Annotated in this window: 22 protein-coding genes, 1 tRNA gene and 2 other annotated features; of the genes, 20 read left to right on the forward strand and 3 right to left on the reverse strand. The window is 34.6% G+C overall.

Annotated elements, in window-relative coordinates:
- Positions 1-3: 3 nt before the first annotated feature.
- Together rnpA and rpmH are read right to left on the reverse strand one after the other, a co-directional pair.
- Positions 4-363 (reverse strand): ribonuclease P protein component, encoded by a 360-nt coding sequence (gene rnpA / locus GH741_RS17315; protein WP_153738041.1) that lies wholly within the window; start codon positions 361-363, stop codon positions 4-6.
- A gap of 320 nt (positions 364-683) precedes the next feature.
- Positions 684-818 (reverse strand): 50S ribosomal protein L34, encoded by a 135-nt coding sequence (gene rpmH, locus GH741_RS17320; RefSeq protein WP_153738005.1) that lies wholly within the window; start codon positions 816-818, stop codon positions 684-686.
- A 689-nt stretch (positions 819-1507) separates the two neighbouring features.
- Here rpmH and dnaA point away from each other — a divergent pair.
- The 8 genes from dnaA (at position 1508) to GH741_RS17360 (ending at position 12104) form a co-directional block, all read left to right on the forward strand.
- A complete protein-coding gene (dnaA, locus tag GH741_RS17325; protein WP_153738006.1) occupies positions 1508-2860 on the forward strand; it encodes a chromosomal replication initiator protein DnaA in 1353 nt (450 codons plus the stop codon).
- 276 nt (positions 2861-3136) lie between these two features.
- Positions 3137-4279 (forward strand): DNA polymerase III subunit beta, encoded by a 1143-nt coding sequence (gene dnaN / locus GH741_RS17330; protein ID WP_153738007.1) that lies wholly within the window; start codon positions 3137-3139, stop codon positions 4277-4279.
- A gap of 161 nt (positions 4280-4440) precedes the next feature.
- Entirely contained in the window at positions 4441-4659 is a 219-nt protein-coding gene (yaaA, locus tag GH741_RS17335) for a S4 domain-containing protein YaaA (RefSeq protein ID WP_153738008.1), read from the forward strand.
- A 130-nt stretch (positions 4660-4789) separates the two neighbouring features.
- A complete protein-coding gene (gene recF, locus GH741_RS17340; protein WP_153738042.1) occupies positions 4790-5902 on the forward strand; it encodes a DNA replication/repair protein RecF in 1113 nt (370 codons plus the stop codon).
- Between the two features lie 15 nt (positions 5903-5917).
- Positions 5918-6196 (forward strand): extracellular matrix regulator RemB, encoded by a 279-nt coding sequence (gene remB, locus GH741_RS17345; RefSeq protein WP_153738009.1) that lies wholly within the window; start codon positions 5918-5920, stop codon positions 6194-6196.
- Positions 6197-6280: 84 nt separating this feature from the next.
- Positions 6281-8203, forward strand: coding sequence for a DNA topoisomerase (ATP-hydrolyzing) subunit B (gyrB, locus tag GH741_RS17350; RefSeq protein WP_153738010.1), 1923 nt, complete (start codon positions 6281-6283; stop codon positions 8201-8203).
- Between the two features lie 117 nt (positions 8204-8320).
- A complete protein-coding gene (gene gyrA / locus GH741_RS17355) occupies positions 8321-10858 on the forward strand; it encodes a DNA gyrase subunit A (protein ID WP_153738011.1) in 2538 nt (845 codons plus the stop codon).
- A 145-nt stretch (positions 10859-11003) separates the two neighbouring features.
- A complete protein-coding gene (locus GH741_RS17360) occupies positions 11004-12104 on the forward strand; it encodes an HD-GYP domain-containing protein (protein WP_153738012.1) in 1101 nt (366 codons plus the stop codon).
- A 25-nt stretch (positions 12105-12129) separates the two neighbouring features.
- On the opposite strand, the gene GH741_RS17365 is transcribed toward GH741_RS17360, so the two are convergent.
- Positions 12130-13098 (reverse strand): YaaC family protein, encoded by a 969-nt coding sequence (locus GH741_RS17365; protein ID WP_153738013.1) that lies wholly within the window; start codon positions 13096-13098, stop codon positions 12130-12132.
- Between the two features lie 257 nt (positions 13099-13355).
- On the opposite strand from GH741_RS17365, the gene guaB reads away from it, so the two are divergent.
- The 12 genes from guaB to proC all read left to right on the forward strand — a co-directional run bounded on the left by guaB (position 13356) and on the right by proC (position 25856).
- Positions 13356-14825, forward strand: coding sequence for an IMP dehydrogenase (gene guaB, locus GH741_RS17370; protein WP_153738014.1), 1470 nt, complete (start codon positions 13356-13358; stop codon positions 14823-14825).
- Between the two features lie 71 nt (positions 14826-14896).
- Positions 14897-15610: a uracil-DNA glycosylase gene (locus tag GH741_RS17375; RefSeq protein WP_153738015.1), complete on the forward strand. Its 714-nt coding sequence runs from the start codon at positions 14897-14899 to the stop codon at positions 15608-15610.
- Positions 15611-16356: 746 nt separating this feature from the next.
- Entirely contained in the window at positions 16357-16560 is a 204-nt protein-coding gene (locus GH741_RS17380) for a hypothetical protein (RefSeq protein ID WP_153738016.1), read from the forward strand.
- 86 nt (positions 16561-16646) lie between these two features.
- Entirely contained in the window at positions 16647-18002 is a 1356-nt protein-coding gene (locus tag GH741_RS17385; RefSeq protein ID WP_153738017.1) for a glycoside hydrolase family 1 protein, read from the forward strand.
- Between the two features lie 178 nt (positions 18003-18180).
- The gene (locus tag GH741_RS17390) at positions 18181-19491 is read left to right on the forward strand and encodes a D-alanyl-D-alanine carboxypeptidase family protein (protein ID WP_240795549.1); all 1311 of its coding nucleotides are present in this window, start codon (positions 18181-18183) and stop codon (positions 19489-19491) included.
- A gap of 177 nt (positions 19492-19668) precedes the next feature.
- Positions 19669-20553, forward strand: coding sequence for a pyridoxal 5'-phosphate synthase lyase subunit PdxS (gene pdxS, locus GH741_RS17395; RefSeq protein ID WP_153738018.1), 885 nt, complete (start codon positions 19669-19671; stop codon positions 20551-20553).
- Between the two features lie 22 nt (positions 20554-20575).
- Positions 20576-21166: a pyridoxal 5'-phosphate synthase glutaminase subunit PdxT gene (pdxT, locus tag GH741_RS17400; RefSeq protein ID WP_153738019.1), complete on the forward strand. Its 591-nt coding sequence runs from the start codon at positions 20576-20578 to the stop codon at positions 21164-21166.
- Positions 21167-21200: 34 nt separating this feature from the next.
- Positions 21201-21413, forward strand: a binding site (T-box leader).
- Between the two features lie 54 nt (positions 21414-21467).
- On the forward strand, positions 21468-22742 hold the full coding sequence (serS, locus tag GH741_RS17405) for a serine--tRNA ligase (protein ID WP_153738020.1): 1275 nt from the start codon (positions 21468-21470) through the stop codon (positions 22740-22742).
- A 95-nt stretch (positions 22743-22837) separates the two neighbouring features.
- Positions 22838-22930, forward strand: a tRNA-Ser gene (locus tag GH741_RS17410).
- Positions 22931-23206: 276 nt separating this feature from the next.
- On the forward strand, positions 23207-24178 hold the full coding sequence (locus GH741_RS17415; RefSeq protein ID WP_153738021.1) for a peptidoglycan DD-metalloendopeptidase family protein: 972 nt from the start codon (positions 23207-23209) through the stop codon (positions 24176-24178).
- Between the two features lie 18 nt (positions 24179-24196).
- Positions 24197-24592, forward strand: coding sequence for a bactofilin family protein (locus GH741_RS17420; RefSeq protein ID WP_153738022.1), 396 nt, complete (start codon positions 24197-24199; stop codon positions 24590-24592).
- A 68-nt stretch (positions 24593-24660) separates the two neighbouring features.
- Positions 24661-24879 (forward strand) — a binding site (T-box leader).
- A gap of 149 nt (positions 24880-25028) precedes the next feature.
- Complete coding sequence (gene proC, locus GH741_RS17425) at positions 25029-25856, forward strand: pyrroline-5-carboxylate reductase (RefSeq protein ID WP_153738023.1); 828 nt, start codon at positions 25029-25031, stop codon at positions 25854-25856.
- Positions 25857-26350 lie beyond the last annotated feature (494 nt).

Consider the following 26350-nt stretch of genomic DNA (forward strand, 5'->3'; position numbering starts at 1 on the left):
GGATCATTGTGAAACTTTTAAGTTTTTTGTAATTAACTTGGATTTATATAATACATGAATTAAACTTTTTTTCATTTGATGATAATCCATGTCTTTCGTTGGCTTTCTTGCAATAACTACAAAATCATAATTATTTGCTATCTGACCTTCTAATTCAGAAAAAGCTTGTCTAATATAGCGTTTAATTTGATTTCGAACTACAGCATTTCCTACTTTTTTACTAACAGAAAGACCAAAACGGAAGTGATGTTGCTGACTTTTTTTAATAAAATAGAGAACCAGTTGACGATTAGCAAAAGATTGTCCTTTATTAAACACCAACTGGAACTCTTCATTTTTTTTAAGACGATAGTCTTTTTTCATGGGATGATACCCTCCATCCTGAGAATACATCCATATATGATAATAGGATGTATTTATAAAACTTGGCACAGCCAAGCCTTGCATAGACAGATATTTAGAAATTAGGTACAGACACTTCCCCTTAAAAAAATACTTTTTTGCATTTACAGTGCAGTACCTTGTAATAAAAAGTTATGCCTGAATACTTAGTTGAACGAAACGAATAATTTAAATACATGTAACTATTAGAGTATTTACATAATAGAAAAAAAACTAAAGCATCTAATTCTTTTTAAAAGGAAAAGTGCTAGAAAAAAGACCACTGAAAAATTGTCAGTGGCCTATGCAGATAATACTTTTCTTCCTTTTTGACGGCGACGTGCTAAAACCCTACGTCCGTTTTTCGTACTCATACGTGTACGAAAGCCGTGAACTTTTTTACGTTTACGATTATTTGGTTGAAATGTGCGTTTCATCTATAATACACCTCCCGAGGAATTTAAAAAATTCATTGTTCAAAAGACAGTCCAACACATTATACGTAAAACAAGGATATTCTGTCAACCTTTAGTGAGAAAATGTGATATTAAAATTATACTATATAAAGAAGGATCTTTCTCACTGTATATCCAAATGACTGATCCAAACTCCAACTCTATTTATACCATCTTTTAGCTTATATTAAAATTGTTTTTCCTAAAAAAAATTTACCATTTCACCTTTTCCTACTTATCCACACAGCTTGTTTACTGATTTTTATCCACACAAAATTCTCCACAGCACTTATCGACAAATTACTCACAAAATTAAGTATTGGGGATAGTTTTTGTCTACAGCCTGTGTTTTTTGTGGATAAGTGTCGAAAGCCCATTGCTTTTACTGCTTATTTTTGGTATCATATTTGTGTTTTAACAATGAAAAATATTACACACTAAAAAAGTTATCCACAAACTGTGGACAACGTGTGGACATTTATTAACAGACTTGTTTGTAATGTTATCAACAACTATGTGGAAAAGGTAAGAAAATCGTTTCCTTCCCAAATTACCCGGTTATATTATCCACAGTCATATTATTAATGATACCTTTCTATCTTTCACTACTTATTAGGATTGCGAGAGGTTTTTTATTTCCCATGCTCACTTATAGAAAGGGGGACTACAGTTTGGAAAACATCCAAGAATTATGGTCAAGTACGTTACATTCCATAGAAGATAAAATAAGTAAACCAAGCTTTGACACGTGGTTGAAAAACACTACCGCAGATAGTCTTGAAGAAGATACTTTAGTTATATCTGCACCAAATGAATTCGCTAGGGATTGGTTAGAAAGTCGGTATACTGATCTCATTTCTGATGCCCTATTTGAGGTAACTGGTGCTAAACTAAAAACTAAATTCATAATTCCTGAAACAGAAAATCATATTGATGAATTTAAGCCCGCTGTAAAAAAAGTTTCAAATATAAAAGATAATGGTAATGGAGAATCACCAAAGTCTATGTTAAATGAAAAGTACACATTTGATACTTTTGTAATAGGATCAGGCAATCGCTTTGCACATGCAGCTTCACTTGCTGTTGCTGAAGCACCTGCTAAAGCTTATAATCCATTGTTCATTTATGGTGGAGTAGGTTTAGGAAAAACCCATTTAATGCACGCAATTGGCCATTATGTTTTAGATCATAATCCATCGGCTAAAGTGGTCTATCTTTCATCTGAAAAATTCACCAACGAATTTATTAATTCTATTCGAGATAACAAAGCGGTAAATTTTAGAAATAAATATCGAAGTGTTGATGTTCTATTAATTGATGATATTCAATTTCTAGCTGGAAAAGAACAAACTCAAGAAGAATTCTTTCATACTTTTAATACTTTACATGAGGAAAGTAAACAGATAGTTATTTCCAGTGATCGTCCACCAAAAGAAATACCAACCTTAGAAGACCGTTTACGTTCAAGATTTGAATGGGGACTTATTACTGATATTACTCCACCAGATTTAGAAACTAGAATTGCGATTCTTAGAAAAAAAGCAAAAGCAGAGGGTTTAGATATTCCAAACGAAGTAATGTTATACATTGCAAATCAAATTGACACAAACATTAGAGAACTGGAAGGTGCGCTTATTCGTGTTGTGGCTTATTCATCATTAATAAATAGAGATGTTGATGCCTCTCTAGCAGCTGAAGCATTAAAAGACATCATCCCGAGCTCGAGACCAAAGGTAATAACAATTCATGCTATTCAAGAAGTAATAGGAGAAAGATATAATATAAAACTTGAAGAATTCGTAGCCAAGAAAAGAACTAAGTCTATCGCCTTTCCTCGACAAATTGCTATGTACCTATCGAGAGAACTGACTGATTTTTCTTTGCCTAAAATAGGTGAGGAATTTGGTGGTAGAGACCATACAACTGTCATACATGCACACGAGAAAATATCTAAGCTTATTAGTACTGATCAATTACTCCATAGAGATATAGAAGAAATAAAAGAACAGTTAAAATCTTTATAAATTAGAAAATAATGAATGTAACCAGGTTAAAGAATAGAATCTTATACCCTATTAACTAAAAAAATCTGCTAGAGGAATAAAATAGAATAGTTATCCACCTGTGAATAACGGGGATAACTATTACAGATTATCAACATTCTATCCACACCCTGTTAATCACTACTTTCTAAGTCATTTTTGAGTTATCAACATATCCACAGGCCCTATTACTATTACTACTATATTTTATTATTAAAAGATATATAATATAACTTCCACTAGGAGGAATAAAAATTTATGAAATTTGTTATACAACGAGACCAATTGATGGATAGTGTTCAAAATGTTATGAAGGCTATTTCTTCACGAACAACCATTCCAATATTAACTGGATTAAAAATTGAAGCTAGACATGATGGAATTAAATTAACCGGTAGTGATTCAGATATTTCAATTGAATCATTTATTCCTAAGGAAGAGGATGGCATTGTTTATGTGGAGCAAATTGAACCAGGAAGTATTGTTCTACAAGCTAAATACTTTCCAGATATCGTAAGAAAACTTCCTCAAAAAACAGTGGAAATTGAGGCTGATGATCAATTAAAGGTCACTATTCGATCAGGTGGATCTGAGTTTCACCTCAATGGACAGGATGCCGATGAGTATCCTCAATTGCCTGAGTTACATACGGAAGATAGTTTTGAATTACCAACAGATTTATTAAAAAATCTAATCAAACAAACCGTATTTGCTGTATCAACTGTTGAAACTCGACCAATTTTAACTGGTGTAAACATGAAGCTTGAAGATAATCACTTGAACTTTATAGCAACTGATAGTCACCGCCTTGCTTCAAGACGAATTCCCTTAGAAAAACAAACACAACACTTAAATTTTTCAAGTGTTGTGATTCCTGGGAAAAGCCTTAATGAATTAAATAAAATCTTAGAAGATAAACAGGATTCTGTTGAAATAAGTGTTACTGAAAATCAAATATTATTTAGAACAAAACATATAAATTTTCTATCAAGATTATTAGATGGTAATTATCCCGAAACATCTAGATTGATTCCAGAACAGAGTAAAACAATTGTTTATGGTACGACTAAGGAATTATTGCAATCAATTGATCGTGCATCACTACTTGCAAAAGAGAGCCGTAACAATGTTGTAAGATTACAAACAAAGGAGAAAGACCAAATAGAAATTAGTAGTAACTCACCAGAAGTAGGAAATGTAGTTGAAGAATTAAGTGCAAAGTCCATCGAAGGTGAAGATTTAAAAATTTCTTTCAGTGCAAAATATATGATGGATGCCCTAAAAGCCATCGATAACGAACAAGTGAAAATTGAATTTACTGGTGCAATGAGGCCATTCATTATTAGGCCAATTGATAATGACCAAATTCTTCAGTTAATTCTCCCTGTAAGAACTTATTAAATTTTTTTGTTATAAAAAACTCTTATTGATTTAAAATATTTTCAATAAGAGTTTTTTCTGTACTTACAAAAACATCTTTGAATAAGAATATGGTTGGTTTCCTTTTCTTATTGATTAATGTTTAGTAAAATATATTAAGGTCAAAAAAATAAGGTGATAAGATGAGTGAAGAAATAACAATCCAAACCGAATATATTCAACTAGGCCAGTTCTTAAAACTTGCAAATGTAATAGATACTGGTGGAATGGTCAAGATTTTTTTATCTGAATATAAAGTATTTGTAAATGGAGATGCAGAAAACCGCAGAGGTAAAAAACTATATCCCGGAGATAAAGTTGAGATAGAGGAAGTTGGCTCGTTCATAGTTAAACATGATTAATAATAAAAGGTTATAGCATAGCATAGTAGCCTGTTCTCTTTACAGCTTACAATATTTTCACTAGTACAATTCTAAGAGTACTAGTGCTATAACCAATTTTTTTTACGCAGTATGGAGAAAGGGAAATATGATGCATATTCACCAATTAACCCTTAAAAATTTTCGAAACTACGATCAAATGCAAGTTAAGTTTGATGACAAAATTAACGTAATTATCGGAGAAAATGCTCAAGGCAAAACAAATTTGATGGAAGCTATTTATGTGTTAGCGTTTTCAAAATCATATCGAACACCAAAAGATAAAGAACTTATCCAATGGGAGCAAGAATATGCTAAAATAGAAGGTAGCGTAAATAAAAGAAAGCGAAACTTTCCCTTAGAAATAATATTTTCTCCAAAAGGGAAAAAAGCAAAATTGAATCATATAGAACAAAGACGTCTTAGTGATTACATTGGGGCATTAAACGTCGTTATGTTTGCACCTGAAGATTTAAATCTTGTAAAGGGAAGTCCTCAAGTTAGAAGACGTTTTATAGATATGGAAATTGGGCAAATCCAACCAATATATATATACCATCTAGGTCAATACATAAGGATTTTAAAACAACGTAATCACCTTCTTAAAAGTCTTCAACGCAATAGGTCAGCAGATCGAACAATGCTACATGTCTTAACAGAGCAGCTTATCGAACATGCTGCAGCAATAATAGAGAGACGTTTTAAATTTTTAAACTTGCTAAGAAAGTGGGCAAATCCAATTCATCAAGGGATTAGTAGAGGACTTGAACATTTAGAAATTATGTATAATGCCTCTATAGATGTATCAGAAGAAGATAATAGGGAAAAAATAGTAAATATATACAATCTGAAATTTTCTGAACTAGAAGATAGGGAGGTTGAGCGTGGTAGTACCTTAATTGGTCCACATCGAGATGATCTCTTATTTTACGTAAATGGGAAAGACGTACAAACATATGGATCGCAAGGACAACAACGAACAACTGCATTATCTTTAAAATTAGCTGAAATTGAGTTAATTCATAGTGAAGTTGGTGAATATCCAATTTTGTTACTCGATGATGTACTCAGTGAATTAGATGACTATAGACAATCTCATTTATTACATACGATACAAGGAAAAGTGCAGACATTTGTCTCTACTACCAGTGTTGACGGGATAAAACATGAAACATTAAATAAAGCAGAAATATTTCGAATTGAGAATGGTATAATTTTAAGTTAGAAATGAGGGGAAATATTGTTTATTCATATTGGAGACGACAATGTTATTCGATCGGAAGATGTTGTTGCTATTATTGACCATCATTTAATTAGTTCTTCAACGATAAATGAACAAATGATGTTCAATCAAAGAAAAAATAAAAAGGTACTAGATCCTCAAGAGGAAGTGGCGAAATCGATTGTGATAACAAAGGAATTTATTTACTATAGCCCTCTTTCTGTTTTAACACTTAAAAAACGAGCAAGTATGATTTCAACAATAAGTAAGTTAGAAAATTACTCAGATACATTTTAATTTTCTAACACATCATAAATAGATTTTTTTAAATTTATAAATAATAGAAAACCTCTTATAGAAGTGTAGGTGAATCAATTGGCAATGGAAGATAATAGTATGAACGAACAAGTGTATGATGAAAGTCAGATACAGGTTTTAGAAGGACTTGAAGCAGTTCGAAAAAGACCTGGAATGTATATTGGTTCTACAAATGAAAAAGGATTGCACCATCTTGTTTGGGAAATTGTAGACAATAGTATTGATGAGGCATTAGCAGGCTACTGTGATCGGATTAAAGTAATTATTGAAAAAGATGACAGTATTACAGTTGTGGACAATGGAAGAGGTATCCCAGTTGGGACACATGAAAAAACAGGTAGACCTGTGGTTGAGGTTATAATGACCGTACTTCATGCTGGAGGGAAATTTGGCGGTGGCGGTTATAAAGTCTCAGGTGGTCTTCATGGTGTAGGTGCTTCAGTTGTAAATGCTCTTTCAAGCGAATTAAGTGTGTATATACACCGAGATGGAAAAATCCATTATCAAAGATTTGAACGTGGTGCTCCCCAAGGGAAGTTAGAAATAATCGGAGAAACAGAAATTACAGGGACTCGTACTCACTTTAAACCTGACACTGAAATCTTTGATGCAGAAACAACAGCATATAACTTCGATACACTTTCATACCGATTGCGTGAGCTCGCGTTTTTAAACAGAGGGCTAACTATTTCAATTGAGGATAAACGTAACGATTCAGAACCTATCGAATTTTATTATGAGGGTGGTATCGGGTCTTACGTTGAACACTTAAATAGAACTCGAGAAGTCCTTCATGAGCCTTTCTTTGCTGAAAAAGAAGAAAATAAAATTACTGTCGAAGTTGCTATTCAATATAATGATGGATTTGCTAGTAATATATACTCGTTTGCAAATAATATTCACACCTATGAAGGTGGTACACATGAATCTGGATTTAAGACAGGTTTAACACGTGTAATTAATGACTATGCCAGAAAAAATAATTTATTCAAGGAAGCTGACCCAAATTTAACTGGTGATGATGTACGTGAGGGATTAACTGCAATTATTTCAGTTAAACACCCTGATCCCCAGTTCGAGGGCCAAACAAAAACGAAACTAGGTAATAGTGAAACTAGAGCCATTACTGATTCAGCATTTAGCGAGATGTTTTCTAACTTTTTATTTGAAAATCCTAATACAGCAAAAGTAATTGTTGAAAAAGGTTTAATGGCTTCTAGAGCTAGAATTGCAGCTAAAAAAGCACGTGAGCTAACTAGACGTAAAGGTGCACTAGAAATTTCTAACCTTCCTGGTAAACTGGCAGATTGTTCATCAAGAAATCCAGCTATTAGTGAATTATATATAGTAGAGGGTGACTCTGCAGGTGGTTCAGCCAAGCAAGGCCGTGATCGTCATTTCCAAGCAATCTTACCACTACGAGGAAAAATCCTTAATGTGGAAAAAGCAAGACTAGACAAAATATTATCAAATAATGAAATTAGAATGATGATAACAGCACTTGGTACTGGAATTGGTGAGGATTTTGATATAAGTAAAGCAAGATATCATAAAATTGTCATTATGACTGATGCAGATGTTGATGGTGCCCATATCCGAACGTTATTATTAACCTTTTTATATCGGTTTATGCGTCCATTGATAGACTATGGATATATTTATATTGCCCAGCCTCCACTTTATAAAGTACAACAGGGAAAGGCAGTTCATTACGCGTACAATGAAAAAGAAATGGAAAGAATTCTTGGAGAACTTTCAAAGACACCAAAACCTGGTTTACAGCGTTACAAGGGTCTTGGAGAAATGAACGCTACTCAATTATGGGAAACAACGATGGATCCTGAGAGTAGAACATTGTTACAAGTAAACTTAGAAGATGCAATGGAATCTGATCAGGTTTTTGATATGCTAATGGGTGATAAAGTTGAACCAAGAAGAAACTTTATTGAAGAAAATGCTCAATATGTTAAAAATCTTGATGTTTAATTTGTAATTAAAGCCATTTACTAATTGGGAAATTATAAATATAGATTAAATAAGTGCAGAGACTGTGACCTGATATAGGTCAGTCTCTTTTCCTCATTTTGATAGGGAGGTAATCTCATGGTGGATCAACAACGTCCACAGGTAGAAGAAATTAATATTAGTCAGGAAATGCGTACATCTTTTTTAGACTACGCAATGAGTGTTATTGTATCACGTGCTTTGCCTGATGTTAGAGATGGATTGAAGCCAGTTCATCGTAGAATACTTTATGCAATGAACGATTTAGGGATACAAGCAGATAAGGCATACAAAAAGTCTGCACGTATAGTCGGAGATGTACTAGGTAAATATCATCCACATGGTGATTCTTCAGTATATGAGGCTATGGTTAGAATGGCACAAGACTTCAGTTATCGATATATGCTTGTCGATGGTCATGGTAACTTTGGTTCAGTTGATGGAGATTCAGCTGCTGCTATGCGTTACACAGAAGCTCGTATGTCAAAAATATCAATGGAATTGTTACGTGATATTAATAAAGATACGATTGATTATCAGGATAACTATGATGGATCGGAAAGAGAACCAATGGTTCTTCCTTCACGTTTTCCAAATTTACTTGTTAATGGTGCATCTGGAATAGCTGTTGGAATGGCCACTAACGTACCTCCACATCAATTAGGTGAAACAATTGATGCAGTTCTAGCTGTAAGTGAAAATCCAGATATAACAATTGAAGAGTTAATGGAAAAACATATATTTGGACCAGATTTTCCTACTGCGGGACAAATATTAGGTCGAAGCGGCATAAGAAAGGCCTTTGAAACAGGGAAAGGTTCAGTGACAATACGGGCAAAAGTACGTATTGAAGAACAAGCAAATGGAAAATCTACTATCATTGTTTCAGAGCTTCCTTATCAAGTGAATAAAGCTAGATTAGTTGAAAAAATTGCTGATTTGGTTCGGGATAAACGAATTGAAGGTATAACTGATTTACGAGATGAATCAGATCGTACTGGTATGAGAGTAGTCGTAGAATTGCGTCGAGATGTTAATCCTAATGTTGTATTAAATAATTTATATAAACAAACATCATTGCAAACTACTTTTGGTATTAACATGCTTGCATTAGTTGATGGTCATCCAAAAGTATTAAATTTAAAAGAATGTCTAAAACACTACTTGGATCATCAAGTGGTGGTTATTAAAAGAAGAACAGCTTTTGAGTTGAGAAAAGCAGAAGCACGGGCTCATATTTTAGAAGGTTTGCGGATCGCATTAGACCATCTAGACGAAGTAATCACCCTTATTAGACAATCTAATACAGCTGATATTGCTAGAGAAGGTTTAATCACTCGGTTTGAATTATCAGAAAAGCAAGCTCAAGCAATTCTCGATATGCGTTTACAGCGTTTGACTGGATTAGAGCGTGAGAAAATTGAACAAGAGTATAAGGAATTAATGGAATTGATTACTGAATTAAAAGCAATTTTAGCTAATGAAGAGAAAGTATTAGAAATTATCCGTGAGGAATTAACAGAAATAAAAGAACGTTTTAATGACAAAAGACGTACAGAAATTATTATCGGTGGTACAGACTTTATTGAAGATGAAGATCTGATTCCGGTAGAAAATATTGTCATCACGTTAACACATAAAGGATATGTAAAGCGCCTTCCTTCTTCGACTTACCGGACTCAAAGAAGAGGTGGACGTGGTGTTCAAGGTATGGGTACAAATGAGGATGATTTCGTAGAACATCTCGTTTCAACATCAACCCATGATACCGTTTTATTCTTCTCAAATAAAGGGAAGGTTTATCGAGCAAAAGGCTATGAGGTTCCTGAATATAGTCGAACAGCAAAAGGAATTCCAATTATCAACCTTCTTGGAATAGAGCAAGGGGAATGGATTAATGCAGTCATCACTGTTAATGAGTTTGTAGATGATTGGTATTTATTCTTCACGACTAGACAAGGGATATCTAAACGTACAGCCTTATCTCAATTTGCTAATATTAGAAAAGGCGGACTAATCGCATTAAATCTTCGTGATGAAGATGAATTAATTGCCGTTCGTCTAACTGATGGTAATAAACATATTATGATTGGAACACAGAATGGTTATTTAATACGATTCCCAGAAGAACAAATGCGTTCTATGGGTCGTACTGCTGCTGGTGTTAAAGGAATCTCTCTAAGAGGAGACGATATCGTAGTTTCGATGGAAATTATCGAAGATGGGCTAAATGTATTAAATGTTACCGAGAATGGCTATGGAAAGCAAACGCCAGCTGCTGATTACCGTATTACCAACCGTGGTGGTAAAGGAGTCTTTACAAGTAATTTAACAGAAAAGACTGGTAAAATTGTCACTGTAAAGGCTGTAACTGGTGAAGAAGACATTATGATTATCACTGCATTGGGTGTATTAATTAGAATGCCTGTCGAAGGCATATCTGTTACTGGTAGAAATACCCAAGGGGTTAGACTTATTCGACTACAAGAAGAAGAAAAGGTTGCAACAGTAGCGATAATTGATAAAGAAGATGAAGAAGAACTGGAAGAAGTTGAAGAACCAGTATCTGAGTCAGATAATCAAGATGTGGAAAATGAAACTAGTGATACGATAAGTGAAGATAATGATGAAGAGTAAGGTCAATATTAGATAACTAATTATAGGATAGATAAAGTGAGATAATGGGTCTGAAAGTTTGTTTTTTCTCTTTTTACAATGTAAAACCCCTGCTATATGTGGGGGTTTAAATCGATTATAGATAGAGGAGTAAGGGGTGGATTGGATGCTGGTACATCCTAAACAGTTAGTTCCTGGTTGTCTAATTACTAAGGATGTAATGGGAAAAACAATTTACCCAATCATCCCTAAAAATACTATCATTAACGACAAACATGTGCTGGTATTAACAAAGTTTTTGATAGAAAATGTAGAGGTTTCTGATCGACTAAATACTGGTATTCCTTTTTCTCCGAAAGAACTAGAAAAAGAAGATGCTTACAAAAAAGAAAATCCAATCGATTCAAATGATGGACATAGTAGTTATTCATTCTATGATTATTATATAAATGCAGTAGAAGGTTATAAAAAATTATTTCTTAATTGGCAGAGTGGCGCAACCCTTGATATTAACCAAGTTAGAAAGTTAATTTTTCCGTTATTTGATCAAATTGACCAAGTAGGGTTAAATTTATATTTATTGCACCAATATTCTTCAAAAAAGGATTACTTTTTTCACCATTGTATCTCTATTGCCCTTATTTCTGCATTTCTAGCAAAGAAAAGAAACTTTAAAAAAGAATGGATCCAGGTTGGATTAGCGGGTTTACTTGCAGATAGTGGAATGGCTAAAATTAATAGACATCTTTTTAGTATAGAAAGAACGTTAACTTTACCAGAGTATGAGGAGATTAAGAAACATCCAACATATTCTTACCGGTTAGTAGAGAAGGTTCCTTCTCTTTCAACTGGTGTTAAGTTAGCAATACTTCAGCACCATGAACGCTTAGATGGTTCAGGTTATCCTTTAGGGGTAGAAAAAAATAAAATACACCCGTATGCAAGAATACTTGCTATTGTAGATACATACCACGCGATGACTTCTGAACGGATTTATCAAAAAAGACAATCACCATTTAAAGTAATAGAAGAAATGATCCAAGATCAATTTGCTAAATTTGATCATGAGATTTTACAAACATTCATAGAAAACTTAACAAGTTTTTCAATTGGGACTAGAGTGCAGTTATCAAATGGTAAAAAAGGAGAAATTGTATTTATTGAACCAAATCTTCCTACAAGACCAATGATTAAATTAGAAGATAATTCTCAAATTATTTCACTGAAAGCCAACAGGAATCTTCATATTGAGGAACTATTAAGTTGAGAAACAAAGGATTAAGCTAATCAGATTAGCCTAATCCTTTGTTTTGTCTCAAAAGATAATGTCCCAATAAAGTTGGTACTTTTGTCGATGTAACAGTTAAAAATTGTTGAATAAATGGATAATCTTCTGTTGGAAGAGTGTGGAGTAGATCTCCCCACCATTCCGTTTCATATCTGGAAATCATGCTAAGGTTATATAGTAATAAATAATGGTTCATTATCTCGTGATTTGATGAAAAAAAGTTTCTGTTCTGTGGAAGATAAAAGGTTTCGTCAATAGCATGAAAATAAAAAGGCCCCTTGGCTGATGGAGATAAGGGCTTAGAAAGCGTAATTGTAACCTTATCCTTATCAACCACTTTGTTTTCTATTTCTGAAATGTGATTAGTTAATTTACTAATAAAACTAGTATCTGTTAGGTGGTAACTATCTAACAAAGATATTGGGAAATTTAATTCTACATTTCCTAAATACCCTATTTTAACTAATTCATATTGTCCCTTATAGTGGAAAAAGAGGTCATTTAGTTCGGGAATAGTGACAAGCAGCTCCCTCATATCAATCTTTTGATAAGGTAGTTGATCAATTTCGAATAAATGTTTGGTGAAGTATGGAAACAATCCCTTATGTTGGATTTTCACTTCGTCATTTAAAAAAGCATATTGTTGTTTTTTTCGTTTCCTCGTCGATACCCCATGTGAAAGCATAGAAGTGTTTTCAGGATAGTCTGGACGTTTGGTTAGCAGACAAGCCTTTAACAAATGAACCATCCCATAAAAATATAAAATTGGCTTTACTGCAGACGCGGAGTTCATTCCTGTTTGATAGAGTGTTTGCCCATGCTCTAGATAATATAAAAAACGATAACTATTTTCATAACTCCTTTTTTCTGGTTCTGGGATTTTTTGTTGAAGGTAACAATTTTGTAAAAACCTTTGTGATGTATGAGCCGATTTTAAATAAACAAGAAAATCTAAAATGTCCTGTTGAAACATAGAACAATTCCCTTCTATAAGTTCTTCATAGATAGCTATTCATTTGGAAAAAACAAGTTACTATCATATACCAATGTTATCTTTTAGTTGAATAAAGAAAAAAGGTTGAAAAAGATAGCATGATATCGTATTGTAAATAACAATAGAATTTTTTATTAGTGATAGAAGTAAATATAAGCGTGAGTAGACTATTTTTATAACTTGTATTTATTCTAACCAACTTTATATAAACCATTTCATTTTCAAGGAGGATATTGATGAGAGAAGATAAATTTGGGAAAGAAGGACTGACATTTGATGATGTTTTACTTTTGCCCGCCAAATCAAATGTGTTACCTAGGGATGTATCGGTAAAAACCACACTTTCTAATAAAATCAAACTAAGCATTCCTTTCATTAGTGCCGGAATGGATACAGTAACAGAAGCTGAGATGGCAATTTCAATGGCTCGTCAAGGTGGATTAGGTGTTATACATAAAAATATGTCAATTGAAGAACAAGCTGAGAATGTTGATCGGGTCAAACGTTCTGAAAGCGGCGTTATAACTAACCCATTTTTTCTTTTACCGGACAACCAGGTCTTTGATGCTGAACACTTAATGGGTAAATTTCGAATCTCTGGGGTGCCTATTGTAAATAATAAAGAGGAACAAGTATTAATAGGGATACTTACTAACAGAGATTTACGATTTATTGAGGACTATTCAATCTTAATTTCTGAAGTGATGACAAGCGAAAATCTAGTAACTGCACCAGTAGGAACAACATTAAAAGAGGCAGCCAAAATACTACAAAAACATAAAATTGAAAAACTTCCACTTGTAGATGATAAGGGTGTATTAAAAGGGTTAATCACTATAAAAGATATCGAAAAAGTTATCGAATTTCCTCATTCAGCAAAAGACTCCCAAGGTAGATTATTAGCTGGAGCAGCCGTTGGGGTAACTGCTGATTCGATGACAAGAATTGATAAGCTGGTTGATGCAGGTGTAGACGTGCTTGTTATTGATACAGCGCATGGGCATTCGCAAGGTGTTCTTGACCAAGTTAAGAGAGTAAGGGGTAAGTATCCTGAAATTGATATTATCGCTGGTAATGTTGCGACTGCTAGTGCAACTCGAGAACTAATTGAAGCTGGTGCCAACATTATTAAAGTAGGAATTGGACCAGGCTCTATTTGTACAACACGGGTAGTTGCAGGAGTTGGTGTTCCTCAAATAACTGCAGTTAACGACTGTGCAACTGAAGCAGAAAAACATGGTATCCCTGTTATTGCCGATGGCGGTATTAAGTATTCAGGCGATATAGCAAAAGCCCTAGCAGCTGGTGCACATGCCGTAATGCTTGGTAGTTTATTTGCCGGTGTTACAGAAAGTCCTGGAGAAACAGAAATTTTCCAGGGTAGAAGATATAAGGTATATCGAGGTATGGGTTCTGTTGCAGCGATGAAATCAGGTTCTAAAGACCGCTATTTCCAAGAAACAGAGGAAACAAAGAAATTAGTTCCAGAAGGAATTGAAGGAAGAGTTGCCTATAAAGGTCCACTAGCAGATACCATTCACCAATTATTAGGTGGTTTAAGATCTGGTATGGGTTATTGTGGTGCAAAGGACTTAGATGTTCTACGAAATGACTCTCAATTTATTCGTATGACGGGTGCTGGATTAAGAGAAAGCCATCCTCATGATGTACAAATAACGAAGGAGTCACCAAACTATTCACTTTAATTCAAACATAAAGGACTGAATCCTAAAGATAAGGATTCAGTCCTTCTACTTTAAAAAGGAGGAAAAATTGTATGTTAATTCCCGGTAATACACATCCTTCATGGAATGATTTCTTAACGATGGATATAAGAAATGAATTAAAAAAAATCGAAAAACAAATAGGGGAGAACTTTAATCCAACTAACCCTGCAAACATATTGAGGTTCCTAACGATTGACCTTAATAACATAAAAGTAATTTGGTTAGGACAGGATGTGTACCCGGCTAAAGGAGTTGCGACAGGCAGATCCTTCGAAGTTGGAGGTTTAGTCAGTTGGGATCAATCTTTTAGGCAGGTATCTATTAAAAATATTATTCGTCTACTCCATAAAAATTATTTTGGAATTACTAGCTATGATCATATTAGGAGTTTCAATACTATTAAGATAGATATAAATGATGGAATTTTTCCAATAAAATCACCGGATGAATGGTTTTCTTCTTTAGAGAAACAAGGAGTTTTATTTCTAAATACTTCTTTTACTTGTGAGATCGGTAAAGCAAATAGTCACAAACATATTTGGGAAGAATTTTCAGAGCAAGTAGTAACCTATATCTCTAAACATAGACCAGATGTTAAATGGTTTTTGTGGGGAAATGAAGCAAAGACTACTAAACAGTACATTCCAAAGGGTGTATTTTTTGAAAGTAGGCATCCTATGATGTGTAGCAAGAAATATGAGAATGATTTCTTGAAATCAAATTGCTTTCTTCTCACTACTGATGAAATAGATTGGCTAGGATAAGGCATTTTCTAAATATGAAAATTACCATGTAGTTAGTGTTTTCTAAACATCAAAACTATATACTTAAGATAGTAATAATGATAGTTCATGATAATAATTTATAGATTATGAACAAAGGCTTGATGAAGGGTTCGAACATTGTGGTAAGTCCTCCATCATAATCAAGGTGAACCTTTTGAAAGACCCTTTCTTATCGTTTGTTACTATTGATGGAAAATGCGACGTAACTTTGTCGTGACTGTACCCCATCCTTTATAGGACGAGTGATCATCCATCGCTCCGGAAAAACACTCCCTTTCCATGGGGAACGCTTCAGCCTCCTCATGAGAAAAAACGCTCGTTGCGGGGTCTTCAGACTGTTCCTTTCCCATTGGAGTGTCGCATTTTTCCGAAGCTCAGAGTAGCTTTCTTTCAATTGAGATGTGACTCCAAGGAACGTTTATTTCAAATTAACTACTCATTAACTTAAAAACTTTACCACCGTAATAATAGTCCTATGGAAATAGGGACTTCCCTTTTGTATGACGAGGAATGATTCAACAGCGCTACATCTCGCACAAAAAAAATTCGCTTGTATTTTTGAGGATTATCTGTAAATTCTTTTCGTTAGTATAGTGCTGTGTTTGAATACACAAATATGCTAGTGATTGAAGCGGAGGGCAGTCGACTCCTGCGGGAAAAGCGACGGCTGAAAATCCTGCAGGACAAGAAAACGCTTCGGAAGCGATACATCGCACGCAGAAAAAGTGTTTTCCTTTTTCAAGGAAGTCGGTTTTCTTCCGAGGAAGTTGAAGCGTTGCCCGCGGAAAGCGACTGCCCGGAGCAGAAATCACATAGCAGTTACGTTGAAATCTATAGATATTGTGTCATATATTAGATTTTTGAAACAGACATTACTATTTGAATGGACAACTTATGGTGAGATTAGGTTTGTCATTAGAACGGTTTAGTTTTATTTTAAGCTTGTACACTATAGCCAAGCCGATGAAAAAGGTTCTTACATCGTAAGTAAAAAGCATTGAAAGGGGATTTTTTCATGAATCAATCCAGAAATATAATTCCTAAAGGTTTTTTATGGGGAGGAGCTGTTACTTCATTTCAAACAGAAGGAGCATGGAATGAAGGTGGGAAAGGTCCTTCCACTGTTGATGTAAGACCAATTCCTGAAGGTTATTCTGATTGGAAAGTAGCTGTTGATTTTTATAATCGTTATAAAGAAGATATTGATTTATTTAAAGAAATGGGTTTTAATGCCTATCGAACAAGTATCTCTTGGTCAAGAATTTTTCCGGATGGAGAAGGAAAGGCTAATGAAGAAGGCCTACAATTCTATGATAAGGTATTTGATTATATGATAGAGAGTGGTATCCAACCTGTAATTACTCTTTGCCACTTTGACTTACCACTTCCTTTAGCTGAGAAATACAATGGATTTGCTTCAAGAAAAGTTGTTGATCTTTTTGAAAACTATGCAAGAACTGTATTTGAGCGATACAAAGATAAAGTGAACTATTGGCTTTCATTTAATGAACAGAATCTAGTTTTATTAAAGCCAGAGTATTGGGGTGTAACAAGAAATCAAGATTCAGAAGCATTAAGATATCAAGTTGCTCATAATGCTTTTGTAGCTCATGCAAAAGCAACAAAGGCATTGCACGAAATTATACCAGGTGGACAAATGGCTGGTATGATTACTTATTTTACTACGTACCCATTGACCCCTAAACCTGAGGATGTTATTGCAAACTATAAGGCAAAAGAACTTCTTAATGATTTTTATTTTGATGTATTTGCAAGTGGTGAATACCCTACATATGTAACAAGTGACTTAAAGAAGAAAGGCATTATGCCAACATTTCAAGATGAAGATGAACAATTGTTAAAAGAGAATACAGTTGATTATCTATCCATTAGCTATTATCAAAGCCATACGGTACAAGCTACGGATGAAGAAGGGATAACTGCTGGTATCACTAAAAATCCATATCTTAAGGAAAGTGAATGGGGTTGGACAATCGACCCAATTGGATTCAGAGTTGCTTTAAAGGACATGTATTCTCGTTATAAGCTTCCCATATTCATTACAGAAAATGGAATTGGTGTTAAAGAACAGTTAAACGAAAACAATACAGTAGAAGATGACTATCGAATTGAATATTTAAGAGATCATATTATTCAAATGAAGCTAGCTATGGAAGAAGGCGTAGATATTTTTGGTTATCTTACTTGGGGTGCTACAGATATATTAAGCTCTAGTGGTCAGATGACAAAACGATATGGTTTTATCTTTGTGAATCGGGATGAAAATGACATGAGGGATTTAAATAGATTTAAGAAAAAGAGTTTTAAATGGTATAAGCAAGTGATTGAAACAAACGGTGAAAAATTATAAAACATCCTTTTGGATCCTAAAATTTGCTGTCTAGGATCCTTTACTATTTGTAGTATTTAATCGACAATGAAGCGAGATTATTTCCATAAAATGTCCTTGCTAGATTAAGTTCCACATTTTGATAGGGTGTGATAAAATAGCTTAGATGCAAACTATTTAATAGGTGGAGGTAGAGAAATTGATACAAAAATTGCAAGCATCTTTTTTAATCCTTATGTCGATGCTCATGGTATTTACAACATTAATAATAAGTCCGGTGAAGACAAACGCAGAATCGTTTGATGTCTCAGCTGGGTCGGCTATATTGGTAGAAGTTGAAACAGGAAAGGTGTTATTTGCAAAAGATCCAGATATGAAATTACCTCCGGCAAGTATGACGAAAATGATGACGGAATACTTAGTTAGCCAAGCATTAGCAGAGGGTAGAATAACAAATGATACACAAGTTATCGCTAGTCAATATGCAGCTTGGATGGGTACACATGGTGGATCAAGGGTTTATTTAGAGGCAGGAAAACCCTACACAGTTGGAGATTTATATGAAGGTGTAGCAGTAGCTTCTGGAAATGATGCGTCTGTGGCCTTAGCTGAACATATAGCAGGTAGTGAAACTGAGTTTGTAAAAATGATGAATCAAAAAGCTCAGGAATTCGGAATGGAAAATACACATTTTAGAACAAGCAGTGGTTATCCAATAGATGAAATTCCAGAAGAGTTCAGACCGAATATCGATGGTGAACATGGAATGTCTGCTAAAGATGCAGCAATACTTGCACAAAAATTAATTAGTGATTTTCCGGAAACATTAGTAATATCACAGCAAGAATCTATTATGTTTGAAGGAATAGAGTTCGATAACTGGAACTATATGGTACCTGGTTTAATATATGAGTATGAAGGATTAGACGGCCTAAAAACAGGCCACACAGATAAAGCAGGTTATTGTTTTACAGGAACAGCTGAACGTAATGGTACACGATTGATTTCTGTAGTAATGAGAACTGAAAGTGAGCAAGCTCGATTCCTTGAAACAAAGAAATTGCTGGATTATGGGTTTTCACAATTTAGTAAACAGGAACTTTATCCAGAAGGATACCAAATTGAAGGTGAATCGATTCTACCAGTTGTTAAAGGAAAAGAAGAACAAGTAGAAATATCCACGAATCAGCCAATAAGCACAGTAGTTAAAAATGGCGAGGCAGAAAGCTATAGTGTCACCTATAATTTCGATCCTGATTTATTAAATGAAGATGGAGCACTAACCGCACCGATAGAAAAGGGAGCAAAAGTAGGAACGATGGAAGTCACTTATAATGGTGATATTGACTATGGAAACATTAACAATACTAGTTCTGTAAAACCTGTTGATATTGTGACGACAAGTGGAATTGAAAAAGCAAACTGGTTTGTTCTAACTATTGGGTCTATCGGTGATTTCTTTAGTAATATTTTTAAAAGTATTACTGATACGATAACCGGTTGGTTTTAATTTGATTTAAAATAGTTGGGAAATTTTTATAAATAAGATACAATATTGGGTAATACTGAATTAATTTATTAAATCAACTTATAATCCTGTTTGATAATAATAAATTAGAATATGAAAAGCTGTGACATTAAATAATAATGTTATAAGTTTCTAACGTAAATATAGGAGGGTTACACTATGTCAAATTTAGGTACAGATCGAGTTAAACGAGGAATGGCTGAAATGCAAAAAGGTGGCGTCATTATGGACGTTGTTAACGCTGAACAAGCGAAGATTGCAGAGGAAGCTGGTGCTGTTGCGGTAATGGCGTTAGAGAGAGTACCTTCAGATATTCGTGCTGCTGGTGGTGTTGCACGAATGGCGGACCCTTCAATTATTGAGGACGTTATGAATGCCGTTTCGATTCCAGTAATGGCTAAAGCCCGTATTGGTCACATCGTAGAAGCTCGTGTATTAGAAGCAATGGGTGTTGATTATCTTGACGAGAGTGAAGTATTAACACCAGCGGATGAGGTATATCACTTAAATAAACGTGATTACACTGTTCCTTTCGTTTGTGGATGTCGTGATTTAGGTGAAGCTGCTCGTCGTATAGGAGAGGGTGCTTCAATGTTACGTACCAAAGGTGAACCTGGTACAGGTAATATTGTCGAAGCTGTCCGTCATATGCGCGAGGTACAGGCTCAGGTTAGGACATTAATTGGCATGTCTGAGGATGAAATTATGACTTTTGCCAAGAACCTTGGTGCACCTTATGAAGTGCTTTTAGAAATTAAAAAATTGGGCCGTTTACCAGTAGTAAACTTTGCTGCAGGCGGAATTGCTACTCCAGCGGATGCTGCATTAATGATGCAACTAGGAGCAGATGGTGTATTTGTTGGTTCCGGTATTTTTAAATCAGATAATCCTGCAAAATTTGCTAAAGCAGTTGTAGAAGCAACTACTCATTATCAAGATTATGAGTTAATTGCAAGAGTATCAAAAGGTATTGGTACAGCTATGAAGGGTATTGAAATAAGTACTATAGCTCCTGAACAACGCATGCAAGATCGTGGTTGGTAATACTTAAGAGGAGATAGATTTTATGATCAAAATAGGTGTATTAGGACTTCAAGGAGCTGTTCGCGAACACATTAAATCTGTGGAAGCATCAGGTGCAGAAGGACTAATAATTAAGAAAAAAGAACAACTAGATGAAATAGATGGCTTAATCCTACCAGGTGGAGAAAGCACAACTATGCGCCGTCTTATCGATAAATATGACTTCTTTGATGCATTAAAAAATTTTGGCAAACAAGGAAAACCTATTTTTGGTACATGTGCGGGCTTAATCTTGTTAGCAACTGATATCATTGGTCAAGAACATTCTCACCTACAGCTAATGGATATGAAAGTAGAACGCAATGCTTTTGGTAGACAAAAAGAGAGTTTTGAAACTGCATTAAATATTCAAGGTGTTGCAGAAGACTTTGAAGCTGTTTTTATTCGAGCACCATACGTAATTGAAGTAGGTAGCGATGTTGAGGTATTGGCTACGTTTAAAGACAGTATCGTTGCTGCAAAGCAGGGTCATTATTTATGTTGTGCCTTCCACCCAGAACTGACAGAAGATCATCGTTTAACAGCATATTTTGTGAAAATGGTGGAAAATGCAAAGAAAGAACTTGCATCGTAAATCATTTTTAGCTATTCTATATAATAATATAGGACAAAAAGCATTGATAGGAATTAGTAACAGTATATCTTTCTTAAGAGAGCCGATGAATTGGTGTGAATCGGTGTAAGAATTCTGTGAATCCATCCTAGAGCTGGTGTGTTTAGTTTTAAGCATACCCGGTTAAAACCGTTACTAATGTGAGCCGGAAGATGTTTATATCTTCAATAAGGGTGGTATCGCGGGAAAATATACTCTCGTCCCTAATATTATTAGGGATGGGAGTTTTTTGTTTTTTTTAAGTAGATAAGGAGGAAAAGCTATGTTAGATATGAAATATTTACGTTCAAATTTTTCTGAAGTAAAAGAGAAACTGCAGTATCGAGGAGAAGATTTGTCTGACCTAGACACTTTTGGTGATTTAGATGAAAGAAGAAGAGTATTAATTGCAGAAACAGAAGAATTAAAGGCAAAAAGAAATGAAGTATCACAAGAAATATCTTTGCTTAAAAAAGAGAAAAAAGATGCCGACAATTTAATTTTAGAAATGCGCCAAGTCGGTGAAAAGATAAAGACTATTGATACAGAATTAAAAGAAGTAGAAGAAAACTTAGAGCAATTGCTATTGTCGATACCGAATATTCCACATGAAAGTGCTCCAATTGGTGAAAGTGAAGATGACAACGTAGAAGTTAGACAGTGGGGCAATGTTCCGACATTTTCATTTGAAACGAAAGCACACTGGGATATAGCAACAGGTCTTGATGTTTTAGATTTTGAACGTGCATCTAAGGTTACTGGTAGCCGTTTTGTTTTTTACAAGGGACTTGGTGCAAGACTTGAGAGAGCATTAATGAATTTTATGATGGATCTCCACTCTGACCAACATGGATATCAAGAAATGCTTCCTCCATATATGGTGAACAGACAAAGCATGATAGGAACAGGGCAACTACCTAAGTTTGAAGAAGACGCATTTAAAATAGAAAACTGGGATTACTTTCTAGTCCCTACAGCAGAGGTTCCGGTAACAAATTACTACCGAGATGACATTTTAAAAGGCAGCGAATTACCTAAAAAGTATGTAGCATTTAGTGCTTCATTCCGTTCCGAAGCGGGTTCTGCAGGAAGAGATACCCGCGGGTTAATTCGTCAACATCAGTTTAACAAGGTAGAGTTAGTGCAGTTTGTTAAACCTGAAGACTCTTATCAGGTTTTAGAAGAGTTAACAGGCAATGCTGAAAAGGTTTTGCAATTGTTAAAGTTACCATATCGTGTGATGAGTATGTGTACTGGGGATTTAGGGTTTACTGCTGCCAAAAAATATGACATCGAAGTTTGGATTCCTAGTAACGATACGTATAGAGAAATCTCTTCATGTTCTAACTTTGAATCTTTTCAAGCCCGTAGAGCAGGAATTCGTTTTAGAAGAGAAGAAAAAGGTAAACCCGAATTTGTGCATACGTTGAATGGCTCTGGTTTAGCAATTGGTCGCACTGTAGCTGCTATTTTGGAAAACTATCAACAAGAAGATGGATCTGTGGTTATTCCAGAAGTGCTTCGTCCATATATGGGTGCAATTGAAGTAATTAAATAAAACTAATTAGCCTCTTCTTAGCAAAAAGAGGCTAATATGAAAAACTATTGACATGGCATATTCAAAATGATATAGTTAATATTGTCGTTAGTCACGGAGGAGTACCCAAGTCTGGCTGAAGGGATCGGTCTTGAAAACCGACAGGGGCTTCATCGCCCGCGGGGGTTCGAATCCCTCCTCCTCCTCCACTTATACGCATATAAGGAAATTGGAGATTATAAATCACCAAAAAACTGCTATCTAATAGCAGTTTTTTTTTATTGAATTTTATTATATTAAGAAAAACAATCAAGATAATACTATTTGACTATTTTAGCCTTTTAATTAGGAAAATTTTAGTGCAGATTGACCATACAATTGTATTAAAATAAGAATATATAAAATTATTTGTAGAAAAAAGAAGGAATATAACAAGTACTGTTGAAGAGCTAAGAGTAGAAGAAAGCTATGCCGGAGGAATTTAAGTGATAAATAAAAAGAAACACAAGCAATGGACGATCTTAGTTACTTCAGATGCAAATAAACGTGTATTCCAATTAAAAATACCAAAAATAACTGGATATATAGTGGCCATTATTTTTGCTACTTTATCTGTCTCTCTGTATTTTTCTCAAACTATATTAAAAGAAACAAAGCAAGAAAACAAAAACTTTACCTTAAAACTATCAGAAACAGATAAACAGATTGAAGCTATGGAGGATAATATATCCTATTATAAGGCAGAAGCTACAGCACTAAATAAACAAGTAACACACCTAAAAGAACTAGAGCAAGAACTTGCGGATATGATTGCATCTATGAATCCAGAACAAATAATTGGACGGACTGATTTAGGTCCAGTAGGTGGTTTAGAAGTTTCCTCGGATAACTCTTCAAAAATAACCACTCAAACATTATTCCCCATTAGCAAACAAGAGACCTTAATTGATAGATATAAAAGGTTAAGTGAATCTGTTCCAGCTCTAATTACTAGCTATGAAAACTCTATTGAAAATTTTAGTGAAATTGAATCCAAACTCAACTTTACACCAACGTATTGGCCAGCAAATGCAGATCGGATTACATCAAAATTTGGAAATAGATTTGATCCCTTTACTGCAAGAAGTTCGACACATACTGGGATCGACATCGCTGGGCCGTATGGAACAGAGATTTATGCAACAGCAGATGGTGAAGTGATTTTTGCAGATCGACATGGTGGGTATGGTAATTCAATCATCATTAAACATACATCTGAATTAGAAACAAGATTTGCACATCTATCAGAAATAATTGTGGAAACAGGACAAAAAGTTAAAAAAGGCGAAACTATTGGACATATGGGCTCAACGGGTAGAAGTACAGGAGTACATTTACATTATGAGGTTTTACATAATGAAATACCTATTGATCCATATGACTATATGACTTTTATGGACAGGGTTTTAACTGAATAGAAAAAGGTAGGTAAAATAATGAAGAATAAAAAACAAAAACAAATAGAAAAATTAGATACTATCGTTGGTGCAACAACAACACTAGAAGGTTTGATTAAAACAGAAGGTAGTATGCGTGTAGAAGGCAAGGTACAAGGAGAAATTCATTGCTCAGGTGATTTAACTGTAGGTGCAGATGGTATTGTTGAAGCAAACGTTAGTGGTAGGAATATCATCGTAGCTGGAATTCTTAAAGGAGATATAAATTCTTCTGGAACAGTAACTATTGAATCAAAAGGAAATTTACAGGGAAATATCAATATGAAATCTATTATTATTGAAGAAGGCGGGTTTTTCGAAGGACAAAGTAGTATGAGTAATCAGCAAGATAATAAAACTAATGATAAGTTGGTTTTGGAGAAAGCTGCAGAATAAATTAACTATTCAAAATAGAACTTGACATTAGTTCTAAATCACTTCATAATACGAAGAAATATAAAGAAGCAAAAGCAATGATCAGGCTAGTAGATAATACTCAAGTGTTAGAGATTGGAATTCATTGGCTGTAAGATTCCATCACAAAGAGATTATTGAAACCTACCTGTGAGCTGACTTGTGAAAATTAGTTCGCCAACCGAGCGTTATCGGACCAAGAGAATATCTTTTGAAAAGATATTAACCAAGGTGGTACCGCGGAATCCCAACCCCATTTCGTCCTTTTTATAAGGATGAAGTGGGGTTTTTAATTTATTGTTAGGCTAAAAGACATATAGTATTTTAGCAAAGCATAAGAAAAAAGAAATTCACGCTTATAAAATAGGAACTGATCGGTGTTTTCCTAATACCTAAAAAATTATTGGAGGGAAAAGATATGTTTGAGAAGGTTGCTTTTGTTGGTGGAGGATCAATAGCTGAGGCTATGATATCTGGAATTCTTGTAAAGGGATTTTTGCGTCCAGATCAGATTAGTGCGACAAACAAATCAAATAAGGCAAGATTAGACTATTTAAGTAAGAGCTATGGAATAAGCTGTAATGCAGATAAAAAAGAAGCCATAGCAGGAGCAGATGTAATTATTTTAACGATGAAACCAGCAGACATCTCTGATGCAATTAATGATATAAAACCCTATGTTCAATTAAATCAATTAATTATTACTGTACTAGCTGGTGTATCAACTGGTTATATAGCTGATGCCTTAGGACTAGAGATCCCAGTAATCAGAGCAATGCCAAATACTTCAGCAACAATTGGATATTCTGCTACAGCAATTTCTGCAGGGAAATATGCTACTTCTGATCATGTCCAACAGGTAGAATTGTTATTTTCAACAATAGGAACGACTACAAAAGTTGATGAAAAGGATATGCATACAATCACAGCTTTATCAGGAAGTGGCCCAGCATATTTTTATTATACAGTGGAGTCTATGGAAGCAGCTGCAGCTGAAGCGGGATTGGACGAAACGATTGCGAAAGAACTTATTATTCAGACACTTGTAGGTGCTGCAGAAATGCTTAAATCATCAAAGTATACTCCAAGAGAATTGAGAAAGAACATAACCAGTCCTGGTGGGACAACGCAAGCAGGAGTGGAGATTTTAGAAAAATATAATTATCAAGAAGCACTGATTGCATGTATTAAGCGTGCCGCAGAGCGATCAGAAGAATTAGGAAGTGCTTTTCAAATTAAAAAGTAACAACTTAGTTATAAAACTCATGAATTATTTCTCATACTTTTTAAATTAAAGGCTGTTTTCTTAAAGATTCTTATTTATGACATAATTTCCATAGACTCCGACGTAACTTTTTGATGATTTTTTTCACTATCGGCTGCTATGTTGATTTGCGCTCCGGGCAGTCGCTTTCCGCGGGCAACGCTTCAACTTCCTCGGAAGAATACCACTTCCTGCGGGATTTTCAGCCGTCGCTTTTCCCGCTGGAGTCGACTGCCCTCCGCTCCACTCACCATCCTATAAGTATAGTTATCAATTTACAACACTATACTAGCCTTGGAAATACACGACACGCAATAAAATTTTCAAATTAATGAATAGTATATTTCATGAAATAAACGTTTCTTGGGGTTTATTTCACTCTTGAACAGAAAGCTATTCTAAGGTGCGGATAAACACTCCTTTTTAATTGGAAAAATGCTCATGAAACTTAGACACTATGGGTTTTATTCTTCAAT

This window comes from Aquibacillus halophilus (assembly GCF_009649745.1).
Taxonomy (GTDB): domain Bacteria; phylum Bacillota; class Bacilli; order Bacillales; family Amphibacillaceae; genus Aquibacillus; species Aquibacillus halophilus.